The organism is Diaphorobacter sp. (assembly GCF_050251835.1).
GTDB lineage: Bacteria > Pseudomonadota > Gammaproteobacteria > Burkholderiales > Burkholderiaceae_C > JBFXIE01.
Genome location: NZ_JBFWLZ010000004.1, coordinates 87,429 through 103,112, shown reverse-complemented (window position 1 = coordinate 103,112; position 15,684 = coordinate 87,429). Strand labels below are relative to the sequence as shown.

Genomic DNA, 15,684 nt, shown 5'->3' with positions numbered 1-15,684 from the left:
GCAGGGCAACCGGCTGGCAGGGCGTGTGGGTGCTGAATTGCGCCCACGGTATCGGTCTGCCGGCGCGGCGCAGGTCAAATGTCCAGCTTGGGCAGTGCAGCCACAATCTTCTGCGTCTCCAGGCTCACGGTCACCACGCGCTGGAATAGCTCCAGCGGGTAGCGCGGGTTGCCCATGGTCTCGGTGGCCCAGCTATTAGCGTCATTGACGATGCCGCTGGCCTTGTCGGCTTTAACGCACTGGCGCTCCATTACCCAGTCCAGCGCGGCCTTGCCGTTCACCACGTAGTCCCAGGCAGCCTCGGGGATGTCGCGCAGGGTGATTTTGCCGTTGTAGATAACGGTGGTCTTGTCGCCCTTCTTGGCGAACTTCATCTTCTCTACGCGGTAGTCCGTATCGGTCAGTGGCCCCTTGGCCTCGATGGTCAGGGGATACGGCTGCACGGTTTCATAGTTCAGGTGCCAATGCGCCAAGTCGCGGCCCGCCTGGCTGAAGGCCCAGAAGTCGGCCGCCGTTTTGACGCGGGGGATGCGCGGCAGCTCTTTGCTCAGGTTGTCGGCGTAGCGCTCGCGGTAGTCGGGCGAATGCAGCAGGCCGTACACGTAATAGAACAGGTCTTCCTTGCTGATGGCTTCGCCCGGATACGCCTCTTGGAAATGGGCCAACCCTGCATCAGTAATGGCATCGCGGCGTGGGCGTTGGGCAGTCGTGGCAGCGGGGGCCGCAAACATATCGGGCGTGGCGCTGGCCTGCTCCTGGGCTTCCTCGTCGTAGAGGTAGAGGGGGAAACATTGACCATTGAAATGCAATTGCAGGTCTGGGAGAGTGTTCGTGATGACCGCAGAAAACTCTTTGCCGCCTATGCCGGAAACTGAAATCACCAAATTCTCCACCCCCGCCTCCGGGAAGATGCGCGGCATCTGCAGCACCCGCTCGTTGAAGGTGCGGTTGAAATACAGCCATTGCTTGGTAAAGGGGCGGTACAGAGACTTCACCATGGAAGATTCGTCGAACTCAAAACTACGCCCTCTGGCCAATTCTTGTTTGACGTTTACTGACCAACTGATGCGCTCCGGATTGGTGTCGATGAACCCATCTACCTGGGCTGCACGGGCTTTGGTGTCCAAGCCAGGGTGTGCGGCGTTAAAGCGTTGAACCTCGGCGTTGTAGAAGCCAACCATGCTGGTCATATTGGCCTGCACCTTGGCTTGGCTGGCGTTGTAGGCCCAGGCATCGCGGTTGGTTGCCACCCCAAGCGAGTAGTTGTCGAACAGCTTGGCGCCGTCAGTCTTTTTGTCACCCAACACCATGAACTCGCCAAAGCTGTCGTCGCGCTGCTTGAGCCAGTCGCCATGGTCGTCAGGAATGATGGTTTTCCAGCCATTTTGGTCTGTAACGCCCGCCACACTTGCGTAAGCTGCTATCTTTTCTAGCTTTTCTTCACAACTCAGGTAGTCACCAATGTCGTGAAAGTAGATGCGGCCATGCTCGGCAGCCTTCGGGTTTTTGACCAGCAGCGAAACGGCAATCGGGGCGCGGCTGCCACTGCCAAAAATCTTGCCGCCTTCCTTGCGTGAAGTTTCTCCACTGGTGCGCTGGTTGCCCCGCAGGTGAAAGACATAAATGTTCGAGAACTCATCGGCCAGGCATTTGCGTAGGCCATCGGCAGTGTTGGCCTCTACCCAGCCCGCATTGGTCACAAAGCCAATCACCCCGGCATTGCCAATGCGGTCAGAGGCCCAGCGAATAGCGCGGATATAGCTGTCGTAGAGTCCCTTGGATAGTGCTGCGCTTGAACGTGCTGCATAGGTGGTTTCGATGCGCTTGTCCAAGTGGGGGTAACCGACATTTGCGTTGTTGTCGTTGGCGTTACCTTGCCCAATCGAATACGGCGGATTGCCCACAATCACCCGAATATCCAGCTTCTTTTGCCGTTTGCGCCGTGCGCTGTTGTCCACCGTCAAGGCGCTGACCAAATCATCCTTCTCGTACATCTGAAAGGTGTCGGTCAGGCAGATGCCTTCAAACGGCACGTACTGGCCGCCCGCCAAGCTGTGGTAGCTGGCCTCGATGTTGATGGCGGCGATGTAGTAGGCCAGCAGCACGATTTCATTGGCGTGAATCTCGTGCTTGTATTTGTGCGGCAGTTTCTCAGGGCTGATAAGGCCCGATTGCAGCAGACGGGTGATAAAGGTGCCAGTGCCGGTGAAGGGGTCGATGATGTGCACACCCTTGCTGCCCAGGGTCTGGCCGAATTCCTGTTGCAGCAGGTCATTGACACTGTGCAGGATGAAGTCCACCACCTCCACAGGCGTATAGACGATGCCCAGCCGTTCCGTCATCTTGGGGAAGGCGTTGCGAAAGAATTTGTCGTACAGCTCTACGATGATTTTTTGCTTGCCCTGGGCGCTGTCGATGCCCTCGGCGCGCAGCTTCACGCTGTCGTAGAAGCGTTGCAGGGTGTCGGCTTCTTTGTCCAGCCGGTGCTCGTGCAGGGCATCCAGCACGCCCTGCATGGCCTTGCTCATGGGGTTGTGCTCGGCAAAGCTGTAGTCGGCAAACAGGGCATCAAACACCGGTTTGGTGATGAGGTGCTGGGCCAGCATTTCGACAATCTCGCCATCGCTGATGCTGCCGTTCAGGTCGTCGCGCAGCTCGGCCGCAAAGGCTTCAAAGGCCTGCTTTTCTTTGGCGTTGGCGGGGTTGTCCAGAATGCCCTGGATGCGGTCGATGTGGGTGCGGGCAATCTTGGCAATGTCGTTGGCCCAGTCTTCCCAGTGGTGGCGGTTGCCCACCTTTTGCACCAGCTTGGCGTAGATGGCTTTTTCTACCTCGCCCACCTCAAATTGCAGCGCGCCCTGCAGTTCATCCTGGCTGGGGCCGCCGGGTGCGTCGGGGTTGCCGATGCTGAAGCCACCGCGCCCGGCATCCTTGTTTTTCTTGCGGGTCTTGCCTGCGCTGTCGGTGCCGTCCTTGGCCTTGGCGGTTTGCTTTTTGTCCACCTTGTCGGTGATGGAGATGACTTCCATCTTGGCCGGGTCGCGGCCAATCAAGTCCAGTTTGTTGACCAGGGCATCAAACTTGTCGTCGTGGCTGCGCAAGGCCTGCAGCACCTGCCACACCACTTTGTAGGTCTGGTTGTCATTCAGGGCTTCGTGCGGCTCTACGCCTGCCGGGATGACCACGGGCAGCACCACATAGCCACGCTTTTTGCCGGGGGCGTTGCGCATGACGCGGCCCACGGACTGCACCACGTCCACCTGCGAATTGCGCGGGGTGAGGAACAGCACGGCATCCAGCGCGGGCACGTCCACGCCTTCGGAGAGGCAGCGCACGTTGCTCAACACGCGGCAGGTGTTTTCTGGCGGTTCTTCTTTGAGCCACGACAGCAGGGTTTCTTTCTCGCTGGCGTTCATGCTGCCGTCCACATGGTCGGCCTGGCATGCCAGGTTGAATGACGGGCTGTTGCGCGCCTCGTCGCTCAGGTCGGTTTCGCTGGCCTGGTAGGCCTCCACCACGGCCTGGAACATGCCCGCAATCTGCTTGGAGCTGACCTTGTGTGTCTTGCTGCCCTTCTTGTGCTCGATGACCTGGCAGAAGGCCACGGCACGCTTCATGGGCTCGCCATCGCCCACCAGGTCGTCGTGCAGCCCCTGCTTGGCCAGGGCTTTCCAGCAGCCGATGATTTTGGCGGCATCGTCCACGCGCAGCTCGTTGTTGTCGTTTTTGAGCAGCTCTTGAATGCGGCGGCTGACGTGGCTTTCTTCAATGGACAGCACCACCACCTTGTAGTCGCACAGCAGGCCCAGGCGCACGGCCTCGGAGAAGTTGATGACATACAGCTCTGGCCCGTACAGCAGCGGGTCGTCCATTGAGCACAGCGCCACATTGTCAGTCTCGGCCTTGGCCTTGGCGTTGTCGCCATAGATGCGCGGCGTGGCGGTCATGTACAGGCGCTTGGTGGCCTGGATGAAACCGGCGTCATGCACCTTGACGAAGTTGCTTTCGTCCTCGTCGCCAAAGGTGGCGCCCGTGGTGCGGTGGGCTTCGTCGCACACGATGAGGTCAAACGCGGGCAGGCCGTGCTCTTTCTGCGCCTGGCTGATGGTGTCGATGGAGTGGTAGGTGCTGAACACGACACTCATATGCGCGCCGTCATGGCGCTTGCCCATTTCCTGCGCCAGGCGTGCCGGGTCGGTGGTGGCGGGGTAGCGCAGCTCGTGGGTGAAGGTCTGCACCACGTCGTCATCCTTCTTGCGCTTTTTGCCCACATCGCTGTCGGAGCACACGGCAAAGCTGTGCAAGGGCGTAGCGCTTTCTTGCGTCCACTCGGTCAGGGTCTGCGACAGCAGCGACAGGCTGGGCACCAGGAACAGAACGCGCTTGCCCGCGCCCGCGTAGGCCTCGGCAATCTTGAGGCTGGTGAAGGTCTTGCCCGTGCCGCAGGCCATGATGAGCTTGCCACGGCTTTCGCGTGCAAAGCCCGCCAGGGTGGCATTCAGCGCGCTTTGCTGGTGCGGGCGCAGCGCCTTCTTGGGCTTGAGGGTGATGGCCTGCTGGGGCTGATACTGCGCCCAGTCGATTTGGCTGGCCTCCAGGTCGGTCAGGTCAATCTTGCTGACTGGTGGCTGCTGGTCGCGCAGGGCGTCTTCGGCGTGCTCGCTCCAGTGCAAGCAGGTGCTGACGATGATGCGGTGGACAAAAGGCTTCTTGCCCGATGCGGTGAAGAAGCTGTCAATGTCGGCCTTTTGCAGCCGGTAGTCGGGCGCGTACAGCTTGCACTGAATGGCATGGACTTCGCCCGTGTGCGTCTGCGCCACCAGGTCAATGCCCGCATCGCGCTTGTCCAGGCCTTGGCTCGCGGCCCAGTCTGCGTACGTCCAGACGTTGGCGTACAGGTCGCGGTAGCTGGCCTCGTTGCGCAGGTAGGCCAGCATCAGTTCTTCAAAGTAGGTGCCTTTTTCTCGCTCGGAAGCGGCGGCGTTGCGGTAGGTGTCAAGCAGGTGGCTGAGTGCGGTCACGGGTCTGTCGGGGCATGTTTCAGGATGGCGTGCTTGTACCAGAACAGGGCGGTGGTGATGAGACAGTCAGCCTTCCCCGGTAATGCGCATCGAGCCAAAAAAAGCCCCCTTCAAAAGGGGGCGGTGTATTTCGTTTGCCGGTTACGCCTGCCAGTGGACGTGGGCTACTGGGCTACCCACCCCAAGCGCGCCATGCAGCCCTTGTGAATGGCCTGTTGCTCACGCTGGACGCGCAGCATGGTGCCAACGGCGGCTCCCTGGGCAAAGCCGCCCGCAAAGGACTGTGCTGGGCTTGCGACGGGGGTCACTGTCGCGTCGTAGTCAGTCCTGGTGATACCTCGACTGCCATAGGTCGTGCCGCTGCCGCTCACGTTGTAGCCGCTGGGGGCCGTGGATGGAATGGCTACCTGCGGCATGGGGGCTGCGCCATGAGCGACTTGCTGGCAGTACCCCTTGTCGATGGCCAGCCGCTGCTCATGCAATGCAGGGGTGCTGCTGTAACTGGGGTGGCGCCATTGGGTGGCACACGCGCTCAACGCCAAGGCCAGCACCAGAGTGGCAGCGGTTTTTGTTCTAACCATGAAAACTCCCTCCAATTGAAAGTCAGTGGATAAAAAAGGGGCCTGCCCCGCCCGTAGCAGGTGGCAAAAGAGTCGAAGGGGCAGGAAACGAGCGTGGGGGCGGTGGAATGAGTCAGGCGGGCTATCCCAGGAAGTGCGCGGCCATCAGCACCACGCCCAGCACCGACAACCCCATCGCCCAGTGGTTGACCCAGAGGCTGCCCACCAGCTTGATGCGCATCACCACGACCAAGAAGCAGGTGAGGATGCAACCGCCCAGCCCTTGCCACCAAGGCAACTGCCACAGGCCGTAGATGCCCCATGCCCACATGCCAATGGCCGCAGGCAGCGTCAACGCCATGAACAGTCGCTGCACGGACAAGTCGTACTCCGCCCATTGGAAACTGCGCCCGATGTCCGCTGCGGTCATGAGGCAAACGAGGGTGGCAACAAAATACGCGAAGCTCATCGTCACTGTGTTTTCTAACTATAGTTGGAAGACGAGCGTAGCAGTTTCCTTTGAAATTTCCAACCATAGTTGGAGAATTCATTGGATATTGCAATTGCGTTCGGGAGCGTCCTGCGCCAGCTTCGGAAAGAGGCGGGCCTGACGCAAGAACAGCTTGGCTTTGAAGCCGAGTTGGAGCGCAACTACATCAGCATGTTGGAGTTGGGTCAGCGCCAACCCACTTTGACCACCCTGTTCAAGCTGGCAGCGCCTTTGAAGACCCCGCCGTCGAAAATTGTGATGCTGCTGGAAAAGTCGGTTGTGCCACCCCGAAGCGATGCCTAAAAAGTAGCTAATCGAGAAGCCACCTGCGTTTTCAGTGACCAACCCATGCTTTCGGTCGTCACGGATGCCCCCGGGGTACAAAGCCAAATTCCTTCAGTTATCTGATATGGCTTTTTTACACCTCAGCCTTTCAGCCAGTTGCAGACAGTCATGTGAGACACACCGACAGCTGCGGCCACTTCCCGCTGTGATTTGCCTTCGCCTATCAGGCGCAGTACCTCGGGCATCAAGGCATCCCGTTTTGCTGCTCCTTTGCGGGCGCCCCGTATGGATTGAATTTTGCGAAACGTAGCGGGGTCAAAATGCTTCCACACCCAGCAGGCGCAGGATGACGCGATGCCCCGCACCTCGGCCATGGGCAGCGGTACGGCAAAGTCGGCATTCAGGTCATCCGCGAGTGCGCGCAGGGCATCTTTGAAGTGCTCAAAGCCACCCGGCGACCAGAACTTGCGCACGAGGCTGTAGGCCATCGGGCGCAGGCGCTCGAACAGTTCGCAGTTGCGGCCCAGACCTGCGTAGTCGGGGTCACGAACACGCTTCTTCATGTCTGCGATGCGCGGCAGGTCAACCCAGTCCGCCAGCTCGGCGAGGGTGTAGGTCTGCGCCCATTGCTGCGTTTGCCACCTGGGGTGCAAGGGGTTCTTGCACAAGTGCCCGCTGTACCCTGGGTCAGCCTCCAGCTTGCGCCGGATGCCCTCTTGGGCGGCGGCAAGGTAAAGCAGAGGACGTGCCCTTGCGGCCTCTGTGCGGGGCACCGGCACCTGCAACGCGTAAAGCAGGTGCGCGTGACCGTTTCTGGGGTTTTCTACCGCCAGAGTGGGCGGTGGGGCACTTAGGCGATGCCATGCGGTGGCACCGTCTGTGTGGTCAACGTCGAACGCTAGCCAAACGACTTTGCCACTGGTGTTGGGCTGGATGTTGCAGAACTTCAGCGCTTCCGTGCGCCCGCGCACCGTCTGGCCCATATGCGGGTCATTGGTGCAGCAGGGGCGGTTCGGGAGGCTGTCAGCGAAGTATTGCAGCGCCGGCAGCATGGCTGTGCATGCCCTACAAGTTCAGGCTGCGGGTGGCGAGCCAGCGATGAACCTTGCGGCGGTCGCCTTCGGTCAGAAAATAGACGCCCGGGCGGCAAATGAAGCCGTCGCGGTCAACGCGATGGATGCGCTTGCACGGCAGTTCCAGACCACGGCGGCGAAGCTCTGCTACGAGTTCCGGCCCGTTGCTGCATCCGGCCTCCCTATCCAGACTCTCGCGGGGCATCGGGCGGCGCAGCAAGGCAGCAATGACACGCAAGTGACGCGGGTTGTCAGTGCCAGAAAATTTCGGCGTGTGAACTTTGGAAGGCCCCTTGTCCGCTGCAACGGTCTGGGGCTTTTTCTTTGGCAGCTTTTTCACTTGGCAGCCCTCCCACGTTGGAACCAGCGGGAAGGCGTGGCACACCAAAGCGCCAGCAGCAGGCGGTTGATGGCGGCGGTCATCTTTAAGCCACCCCCAACAAGGCGCGAATTTCGGCCACTTTCCAAAGAAGCCGGCCGTTCACGCGGACAGGGCGGAGTGGTCCGTTCTCAAGGCAAGCCCACGCTCTGAGTGTCTGCGGGCGGCGGGTGAGATAGAAAGCAGCGGCGGCAGTGCCCACTGCGGGGCGAGTCTCTTGCTCCAGCGGCGGGAATTGCGCAATGCGCATTGCAGCGCTGATGTCTTCTGCGCTGTACTCGGAAGGAATGCGTCCGGTGTCGGAATGCATGTAAGTGGCCTCTGTGACAACAGGGAGACCACCGCACCAAAAGCAAAGCGCGCAATAGAGCTCCCCTCGGTTGAGAGAAGCGCACTCCTGCGCGCTGGCTATGTCATTATTGATAAATGACGATTAAATAATATCAGATTGTTGAGTTCTGCGTAACGATGTCACGTAGGCGCGCGCAAAGGACACTACGGCTTGACTGCCGACAGCCTGGTAAAGCGCGAAGCGCTTCACACTGAGCCATCCGTGTGTGCATCACTTGATAGGTGTCTGCTTCGGCCCGAGAGAAGGATTGAGTTTCAGCATTTCTCAGTAGGCGTGGTGCCCTGCATAGCCGGGGTGCAACGGTTTAGGCGTGCTCCAAGTGCACCACGGCGCGGCAGCCCACGGCTTGGGCATAGCGTTGCAGGCTGCGCAGGGATGGCGCGGCTTTGCCACCCTCCAGGCGGGCAACGGTGCTTTGCGTGGTGCCCATGCGCTCAGCTACATCGGCTTGCGTCAGTCCGGCTTTGGTGCGTGCGGCAATCAGTTCGCGGGCCATTGCAAATTCTTCGGCCTGGGCATCGTAGGCAGCGCGGATGCTTGGGTCTGCCAGTAGTTCGGCCTTCAAGTTTTTGAGCGTTTTCATGGACTCAGGCGCGTGCACTGTCCTGTCGCGTCACAGCCAAATGCAGGCCAGCAGTCCCCAGCACGGCTAGTAGCGTTTTAACGGTGGGGTTGCCTTTTGGCCCCAGCGCACGGCAAAGGCTTTCACGCGGTATGCCCGCACGTTCTGCCACGGCGGCCATGCCTTGCGCTTCGGCCGCATGGCGCAGGGCTGCCACCAGTGCAGCTTGCCCACCGGGCTTGACGGCTTCTTCCACGGCAGCGGCCAAATACGCATCGGCGAAGTCTGGGTCTGCTTCCAGCAGTTCCACCACGGCGGCATCGTGTGGGCGGCTTGCGGATTGCTTCTTTGTGGTCATGTCGGTTTCCTTCACTGTTGCCAGTCGTGCCAGTTCGCAAAGGCTGCGGTAATGTCGGCTTGCTGGGGTGAAAACCGTCACGCGTGTTCCGGCGTCACACTCAGGCGCAGACCCACGGCATGCAATACCTTGTGCAGCGTGGCAATCGTCGGGTTGCCGTTCTCACTCAATGCGCGGAACAGGGACTTCTCCCCCACATCAGCACGGCGCGCAACCTCGGCCATGCCGTGCGCCTTGGCAACGTGGCGCAGCGCCACCAGCAGCGCGGCTGGGTCTTCCAGCTCGATAGCGGCCTCAATGTAGGCTGCGGCCTCGGCAGGGTCGGTTAGAGCCTGCTCTAGGACGGCTGCATAACTTGTGTCGCGTGGTGCATTCATGGCCTGCCTCTTTCCTTCCAGTCGTTCAGATAGCCAATGGCGCGGGTAATTTCGCGGTCTTGGTCGCGCTTGTCGCTGCCACACAGCAGCAGCACCAGCACAGCGCCCTGCCTGCTCAGATACACGCGATAACCTGGCCCGTGGTCTATGCGCAGCTCTTGCACGCCATCGCGCAGGGGCTTGCAATCGCCCATGTTCCCGGCCTCTACCCGAGCCAGGCGGGCGCGGATTTTGGCGCGGGCCATGCGGTCGGTCAGTGCATCAAGCCATTGCACAAACGGCGCTTGCCCGTCGCTGTCGGTGTAGATTCTGATTTCTGTCATGGTATCTTAAAGCGTACCGTTATGCGCTTACGGCGCGCAGTTTGCCCGGTTCGGCCTTGGGGTCAAACTGCACACCGGCCTGTTCCAATATCCACGCCTCAATCTTTTCGTGGTGCACGCGCAGCAGGTCAAGCGGGCGGCGGATGTAGTTCTGTTCGCGCACACCCTGGGGCGCATGGCCTTGAATCTGCGCGCTGATTCCACCGGGTATATCAAGCCACTCGCACAAACTGGCGAAGGAACGGCGCAGCCCGTGTAAGGTCAGTTCCAGCCCAGCGGCGGCGCAGGCTTGGCGATGTGCAATGCTGGGTTCTGTCAGCCTGCCGGACTTGCTGCCAGTGCTCGAAAAAACCCACTCATTGCGGCGCGGCAGGGCGGCCAGCAGGTGCGCAACGTAGGGCGTCAGGGGCACGGCGCGGCGGCCTTCTATCTTGTCTTTCAGTTCCATGCCACGCCACTGAAAATTGACATCCTCCCACTTCAATTCGGCCAGTTCTTCGCGGCGGGCACCAGTCAGCAGCAGGCATTGCAGGTAGGCGGCAATTACCGGGTTCTGTATCTGGCGAACATGGGTGAACCATGCGGGCAGTTGCTCGCGTTGCAGGTAATCGTTTTTGGGCTTGGCTTTGCCTGCCACCTCACGGGCTCTTTTGGCGCTTGCTGCGGTAGGGTCAGCATTCCCCTGCAAGTCGGGCTCAGTCGCTGCCCAGCGCAAGAACGCTTTCAGCAGTCGCAGCGCCAAACGTACGCGGGCGGGACGGGTCTTGGCCTCGCGTGCGGCCCAAGCTTCGATGACGGGCGCTGTCAGGTCTGCCAGTCGCAGCGGCATTAACTCGGCCAGCGGCCCCGGCATGGTCTTGATGCCGGGCAGGCGCTTTCGTTGCTCGCCACCGGCTTGTGTCATCTTCAAATGGTCGCGGTAGTTCAGTTCGCCCCAGAACGGGCGGCGCTGTTCAAGGTAGCGTTGCCATGCTTCGCCCACGGTCACAGCCAAGGCAGCAGCGGCGGCCTTGGCGGCTTCGCGTTCGGCCTGCTGCTGGCGCTCAATTTCCCGTGGGTCTTGTCCGTTATCCAGCACCACAGCAAGGCGGCGGGCTTCCGCGCGGGCCTGCTCGATAGTCCAGGCGCGCACGTCCCCGATAGTGCGGCGGAAAGTCTGCCGATTCAACTTGGCTTCAAACACAAACGACTTCGCACCCGTGTTGGTCACGCGCACGCGCAGGCCGGGTGCTTTGACGTCACGCAAGAAAGCCTGCGTCTTGATGTCGGTGCGGCAGGTCAGGCGCTCGATTGCCCCGGCTGTCAGTTCGATGGCCTGGGATGTGTCGGGCGCTTCGGATTTTTTCGGGCGTGCCATGTTGATGCTCCGGTCGGGGGTTGGCTACACAGCCAGTCCGTGTAGCCACGGTGTAGCCACGGTGTAGCCAAAAACCCCCTATTTTTGGGAATATCAATCAACGCTCGGGCTGTTAACTTGTCCAGTGCAACTGGCCTAACATGTTGATTTATATTGATTCTATCAGCGAAAATCAACACTGCCAAATATGATTATTCGGGGATTGAAAATCCTTGTGTCGGCGGTTCGATTCCGTCCCAGGCCACCAATCACATATCCACAGGCGTCCATAGACGTCTAAGCGGAAGCAAAAGCCCTAAGTAAATCAACTGCTTAGGGCTTTTTTGTTGTCTATGGGTGTCCATAGGCATCCATGCCAAGCCAGCCAATTTTGGGGGCAACTTTGGGGGCAACTGCTAGATTCGAGACACGTGCCCCCAAAAGTTGCCCCCAATGCCTCTGACAGACACCGCCATTCGCCGCGCTTTGCCTGGCCCCAAGACCCGTAGATTCACCGACGGGCTGGGCATGTACCTCGAAGTTGCCCCCAGCGGTGGCAAGTGGTGGCGGCTCAAATACCGGATCGCCGGCGTAGAAAAGCGCCTGTCGCTGGGAACCTACCCGGAGACCGGCTTGAAAGCCGCGCGGGAAAAGCGAGACGAGGCCCGAGCCCTGATAGCCCAGGGGATTGACCCCAGCGACTTGCGCAAGGCTGCGAAGGCGCAGGCCCAGGTAGACGATGCGCACGCAAAGCGCGCTGCCGCTGGCTTGCCGGCACAAGACAGCTTTGAACACATCGCGCGCGAGTGGTACCAGACCCGCAAGGGAGATTGGTCGCCTTCCTATGGCGAGAAGATCATGCGGCGGCTGGAGGTGGACGTATTCCCGTGGCTGGGGGACAAGGCCATCGACACCCTCACGCCGCCGATGGTGCTGGAGGTGCTGCGACGCATCGAGGGCAGGGGCGTGGTGGAGACGGCGCACCGGGCGCTGGAAAACTGCGGCCAGGTATTCCGGTTTGCCGTGGCCACTGGGCGCATCGAGAGTAATCCGGCGCGCGACCTGAAAGACGCACTGCGCCGGCCCATGGTCAAGCACTTCGCGGCCATCACGTCGCCTGAGCGGCTGGGCGAGTTGTTGCGCGCTATTTACTCCTACCGCGGCACGCCCGTGGTGCAAGCTGCCCTGCGGTTGTTACCCATGTTGCTGCTGCGCCCTGGCGAGCTGCGGCGGGGTGAGTGGTCAGAGCTGGATCTTGAGCAAGCCTTGTGGACGATCCCGGCCGCGCGCATGAAGCGGGAGAAAGTGGGCAAGCTGTATGGCAAGCCGCATCTTGTGCCGCTGTCACGTCAAGCCGTCGCCATCTTTCAGGAGTTGCACCCCATCACGGGGCGGGGTGCCATGGTGTTCCGTGGTGAGCGCGCCCATGAACGCCCCATGAGCGATGCCGCCATCAATGTCGCGCTGCGCTCGATGGGCTTCAGTGCCGAGGAGGTGACGGGCCACGGGTTCCGGGCCACGGCGCGCACCATGCTGGTGGAGCGGTTGGGCGTGGCAGAGTCGGTGGTGGAGGCGCAGCTCGCGCACGCCGTGAAGGACAGCCTGGGCCGCGCCTATAACCGGACGGAGTTCATCGCGGAGCGCGTGGACATGATGCAGCGCTGGGCCGACTACCTTGACGAACTGCGCGCAGGTGCCCAGGCTGTCGCGCCCACGCCAGGCCGACAAGGCGTCGCGCCCGCCGCTGCTTGAGCGCGCGGGGCCTCACCCCGACAGCCACCCATGCCCGCGCAGGCCCGGAGGGCAGCGGGGCGCGTCTGCGGCTGCAGCAGCCCGCAGGTGCAGCCGCCAGCATGACTACCCCGGCACACCGCCCACGCCCGCGCAGGCCAGCAGCGGCCTGCCTGGTGCACCCTGTCTACCCGGCTGAAGGCCATGTAACCCCACGGCGCGCGCGATCCCCCGGACCTGCCCTCTTCGCTTAATGAGATGTTTCTGTCGGCCCCCCTATGGAGCTGAAACAACAGCCTGGCGCGGCCTTGCGGGGCATCTTGCGGGCGGTTTCACTGTCGGGAAACGTCGGCATTTGTCGCGCTGTTGGGCACATGCCTCGAAAGCCCGTGACGTAACGGGAGGGACTGCCTTTTTTTAAATTTGAAATACTTGGAATGAAAACCCTACAAACCCTACAAAGATGTTCCGACATGGTTGGTTTGGTGGGTTTGTAGGGAGTGATTCGGAAGTATCTCTAGTTTGAATTCGTTTCCACGGTTGTTCAAAAGTGATAGCTGCTAGCGATTGCTCCATAAAGGGTTCTGCCGGTTTTGTTCGTGTTTTTCAGGGCGCGTCGCCTGCTGTTCACCGGCGCGCGCTTTGACCGGCCACAAACCCTCCAAAGCCACCAAACCCACCAACCGTGCCCAGACCGGGCGGTTGCGGCGGGCCGGCGCCGGCCATTTCACCGGCATGCGCTTTGACCCGTCACAAACCCTCCAAAGCCACCAAACCCACCAAAGTAGGGCGTCTACGGAATGCGCATAGCAGTTGTCACATGAATAAATTGACACGACAATTTATTCGGTGCGCGACACATATGACCCGGCCAAGCAAGCTGCCAACGTGGCAAAACATGGGGTGTTCTTCACAGCAGCCAATGATTTCGATCGGGAACGGCGCTTGTCGCAGTGGACAACCGGCACGCCTGCGGCGGAACCCGGTTCGCAGCGGTTGGCCTGATTGGCGATCTCGTGTATGTGATGGTCCTCAACCTGCGCGAGACCAGCGTATGCAGGGCTCATGCGCATGAAGGGAAGAGGTATGACCAAGCGAACTAAAAACCTGGGCCTGATCCTGCCCACGGCAGCCGAAGATGCGGCCATCAACGCCGGCATTGCCGCAGACCCCGACAACCCTGAGCTGACAGAGGAATTTTTCAAGAACGCCCGCCCAGCCTCAGAAGTGCTGCCCACAGAGGTATATAACCAGTTGATGACGCTGCGCGGCCGTGGCAGGCCGCGCGGTAGCGTTGCTGCGCAGACCAAAGACCAGGTAACGCTTCGGCTGGACCATGACGTTCTGGAAGCCCTCAAGGCCACGGGGCGCGGCTGGCAGACCCGCGTTAATGACCTGCTTCGCGCAGACATCGTGTCCGGCCGGTTGCAGCGCGCGGCGCGGTAACAGGCCACAAACTGCAAGCTCGGAATCTCCCGTTCAAAAATCAGGGCAGGCGCATGACAACCTTCATCATTCTTACTGTGGTGGCCGTGGCTTTCATCGTGATGTTGGGGGCGGTGCTCATGTGCATCTACTTTGGCGCCGCCCTTGGCGGCGCTATCGCCAGCTGGGTGTTCGGTGTGAAGGCTGAGCCGCAGGAAACCATTTCAGCGCAGGATCTTGAGGAAATAGATCGCCTAGTGCGCCGCACGCGCAAGGCCGTCTGCCTGCCGCCGTTGCCGCCGCACTGACAGGCAGCGCCCACCCGCCCCAGCACCGCCCGTCTCCGTTTGATCGCGGGCGCTTTCCCTGTGCGCGCAGTGTGTTCATGCCCATGGTGTGTGAGCCTTATGGGCCGTGCCCTTGGCGGCGTGCATTGTGGCTGGCGTAGCCACAACGAGGTTTTCTTGGCTTTCGGCAGTCCCCACAAGACCATAGGGACATGCCAAAAAACATTCCGCCACCTGCCATAAATGCCGCCGAACCCGCGCCCCCGCTGGAGCGGCGCTACCGTGAACGCCTCCTGCGCATTGACGATGTGTGCTACCTCACCGGGCTAGGCCGCAGCACGGTGTACGCCAAGGTGAAGGGCGACGCATTCCCCAACCCCGTGCAACTGCACGGCGCCTGCGTGGCCTGGCGCGAATCGGAGGTTGACGCCTGGATTGACGCGCGCCCGCTGGCCACGGCGCCCGTGCCCATCAAGCCACAGCGCCGGAACGCTGTGAAGGTGCAGCCATGAGGATCACTGGCCTGTACTTCCCCTGTCCCCACTGCAGGGCTGCGTCCTTCACGCGCTCAGTGCAACTCGTATCCAACCTGCAATGCGATGTGCGAATGCAGTGCTCAGACGTCGAATGTGGTCACACCTTCGAGGTGCAAACAGAGGTTCTACGCACCATCAAGCCATCAGGCATACCCGACCCTGATGTTCGCATTCCCTGCGCCGGCCCGGTGGAGCTGCTGCATGCGTAAGAAGCCGCTGCCCAGACACAACATGGCCTTGCACTGCCTCTGCCCACACTGCAAGACGCCTGCATCCATTCGGGGTAGCCGCGAAATAACGCCGCTGGTGCGCCGCGCAAGCTACGAATGCCGCAACCCGGCTTGTGGCCATAGTTTCGTCGTTCACGTGGCGGTCACGCGCACTTTGTCCCCGTCAGCCAAGCCGAACCCGGCTATCTATTTGCCCATCGCCGAGGTAACGCGCAGCGCCATCGCGCAGCACCCGTCTATGTCTGAGGACGAAAGCGGGCCTGCGGTGCGGTTGCTAGCTGCGTTGCAGACGCACGAGGAGGATCGCCATATGCGGGCGCGTTGAAGCCTGCCGTAACGCTGAGGCGTCAGGGCTTGGC

At 61.0% G+C, this 15,684-nt stretch carries 17 protein-coding genes; 7 read left to right on the top strand and 10 right to left on the bottom strand.

The features are described from left to right. Nucleotides 1-74: 74 nt before the first annotated feature. The 3 genes from AB7E35_RS02860 to AB7E35_RS02850 all read right to left on the bottom strand — a co-directional run bounded on the left by AB7E35_RS02860 (nucleotide 75) and on the right by AB7E35_RS02850 (nucleotide 6,011). Complete coding sequence (locus AB7E35_RS02860) at nucleotides 75-5,021, bottom strand: DEAD/DEAH box helicase (RefSeq protein WP_428163088.1); 4,947 nt, start codon at nucleotides 5,019-5,021, stop codon at nucleotides 75-77. 164 nt (nucleotides 5,022-5,185) lie between these two features. After that, nucleotides 5,186-5,602, bottom strand: coding sequence for a hypothetical protein (locus AB7E35_RS02855; protein WP_428163087.1), 417 nt, complete (start codon nucleotides 5,600-5,602; stop codon nucleotides 5,186-5,188). A gap of 121 nt (nucleotides 5,603-5,723) precedes the next feature. After that, the gene (locus AB7E35_RS02850) at nucleotides 5,724-6,011 is read right to left on the bottom strand and encodes a hypothetical protein (RefSeq protein WP_428163086.1); all 288 of its coding nucleotides are present in this window, start codon (nucleotides 6,009-6,011) and stop codon (nucleotides 5,724-5,726) included. A 120-nt stretch (nucleotides 6,012-6,131) separates the two neighbouring features. On the opposite strand from AB7E35_RS02850, the gene AB7E35_RS02845 reads away from it, so the two are divergent. Then, nucleotides 6,132-6,374: a helix-turn-helix domain-containing protein gene (locus AB7E35_RS02845; protein ID WP_428163085.1), complete on the top strand. Its 243-nt coding sequence runs from the start codon at nucleotides 6,132-6,134 to the stop codon at nucleotides 6,372-6,374. Between the two features lie 122 nt (nucleotides 6,375-6,496). Here AB7E35_RS02845 and AB7E35_RS02840 read toward each other — a convergent pair whose 3' ends face one another. From AB7E35_RS02840 to AB7E35_RS02810, 7 genes are all read right to left on the bottom strand, one after another. Continuing rightward, a complete protein-coding gene (locus AB7E35_RS02840; RefSeq protein WP_428163084.1) occupies nucleotides 6,497-7,408 on the bottom strand; it encodes a replication initiation protein in 912 nt (303 codons plus the stop codon). A 13-nt stretch (nucleotides 7,409-7,421) separates the two neighbouring features. Then, complete coding sequence (locus AB7E35_RS02835; RefSeq protein WP_428163083.1) at nucleotides 7,422-7,769, bottom strand: hypothetical protein; 348 nt, start codon at nucleotides 7,767-7,769, stop codon at nucleotides 7,422-7,424. A gap of 695 nt (nucleotides 7,770-8,464) precedes the next feature. Further along, nucleotides 8,465-8,743 carry a helix-turn-helix transcriptional regulator gene (locus AB7E35_RS02830; RefSeq protein ID WP_428163082.1) on the bottom strand — a complete coding sequence of 93 codons (279 nt, stop codon included), beginning with the start codon at nucleotides 8,741-8,743 and terminating at the stop codon, nucleotides 8,465-8,467. 4 nt (nucleotides 8,744-8,747) lie between these two features. Continuing rightward, a complete protein-coding gene (locus AB7E35_RS02825) occupies nucleotides 8,748-9,080 on the bottom strand; it encodes an addiction module antidote protein (protein ID WP_428167040.1) in 333 nt (110 codons plus the stop codon). Between the two features lie 77 nt (nucleotides 9,081-9,157). Next, nucleotides 9,158-9,457 (bottom strand): addiction module antidote protein, encoded by a 300-nt coding sequence (locus tag AB7E35_RS02820; protein ID WP_428163080.1) that lies wholly within the window; start codon nucleotides 9,455-9,457, stop codon nucleotides 9,158-9,160. After that, nucleotides 9,454-9,780 carry a type II toxin-antitoxin system RelE/ParE family toxin gene (locus AB7E35_RS02815; RefSeq protein ID WP_428163079.1) on the bottom strand — a complete coding sequence of 109 codons (327 nt, stop codon included), beginning with the start codon at nucleotides 9,778-9,780 and terminating at the stop codon, nucleotides 9,454-9,456. Before AB7E35_RS02815 ends, AB7E35_RS02820 begins: the two co-directional genes overlap by 4 nt. 19 nt (nucleotides 9,781-9,799) lie before the next feature. Next, nucleotides 9,800-11,137, bottom strand: a complete 1,338-nt coding sequence (locus AB7E35_RS02810; RefSeq protein ID WP_428163078.1) for a tyrosine-type recombinase/integrase — start codon at nucleotides 11,135-11,137, stop codon at nucleotides 9,800-9,802. Nucleotides 11,138-11,569: 432 nt separating this feature from the next. Between AB7E35_RS02810 and AB7E35_RS02805 the strand changes: the two genes are divergently transcribed. The 6 genes from AB7E35_RS02805 to AB7E35_RS02780 all read left to right on the top strand — a co-directional run bounded on the left by AB7E35_RS02805 (nucleotide 11,570) and on the right by AB7E35_RS02780 (nucleotide 15,650). Next, nucleotides 11,570-12,868 (top strand): tyrosine-type recombinase/integrase, encoded by a 1,299-nt coding sequence (locus AB7E35_RS02805; protein ID WP_428163077.1) that lies wholly within the window; start codon nucleotides 11,570-11,572, stop codon nucleotides 12,866-12,868. 1,065 nt (nucleotides 12,869-13,933) lie between these two features. After that, entirely contained in the window at nucleotides 13,934-14,293 is a 360-nt protein-coding gene (locus tag AB7E35_RS02800; protein WP_428163076.1) for a BrnA antitoxin family protein, read from the top strand. Between the two features lie 53 nt (nucleotides 14,294-14,346). Further along, complete coding sequence (locus AB7E35_RS02795; protein ID WP_428163075.1) at nucleotides 14,347-14,580, top strand: hypothetical protein; 234 nt, start codon at nucleotides 14,347-14,349, stop codon at nucleotides 14,578-14,580. Between the two features lie 191 nt (nucleotides 14,581-14,771). After that, nucleotides 14,772-15,071, top strand: coding sequence for a helix-turn-helix transcriptional regulator (locus tag AB7E35_RS02790; protein WP_428163074.1), 300 nt, complete (start codon nucleotides 14,772-14,774; stop codon nucleotides 15,069-15,071). After that, nucleotides 15,068-15,304, top strand: coding sequence for an ogr/Delta-like zinc finger family protein (locus tag AB7E35_RS02785; RefSeq protein ID WP_428163073.1), 237 nt, complete (start codon nucleotides 15,068-15,070; stop codon nucleotides 15,302-15,304). Before AB7E35_RS02790 ends, AB7E35_RS02785 begins: the two co-directional genes overlap by 4 nt. Continuing rightward, nucleotides 15,258-15,650, top strand: a complete 393-nt coding sequence (locus tag AB7E35_RS02780) for an ogr/Delta-like zinc finger family protein (RefSeq protein ID WP_428163072.1) — start codon at nucleotides 15,258-15,260, stop codon at nucleotides 15,648-15,650. The genes AB7E35_RS02785 and AB7E35_RS02780 overlap by 47 nt, the downstream gene beginning before the upstream one ends. Nucleotides 15,651-15,684 lie beyond the last annotated feature (34 nt).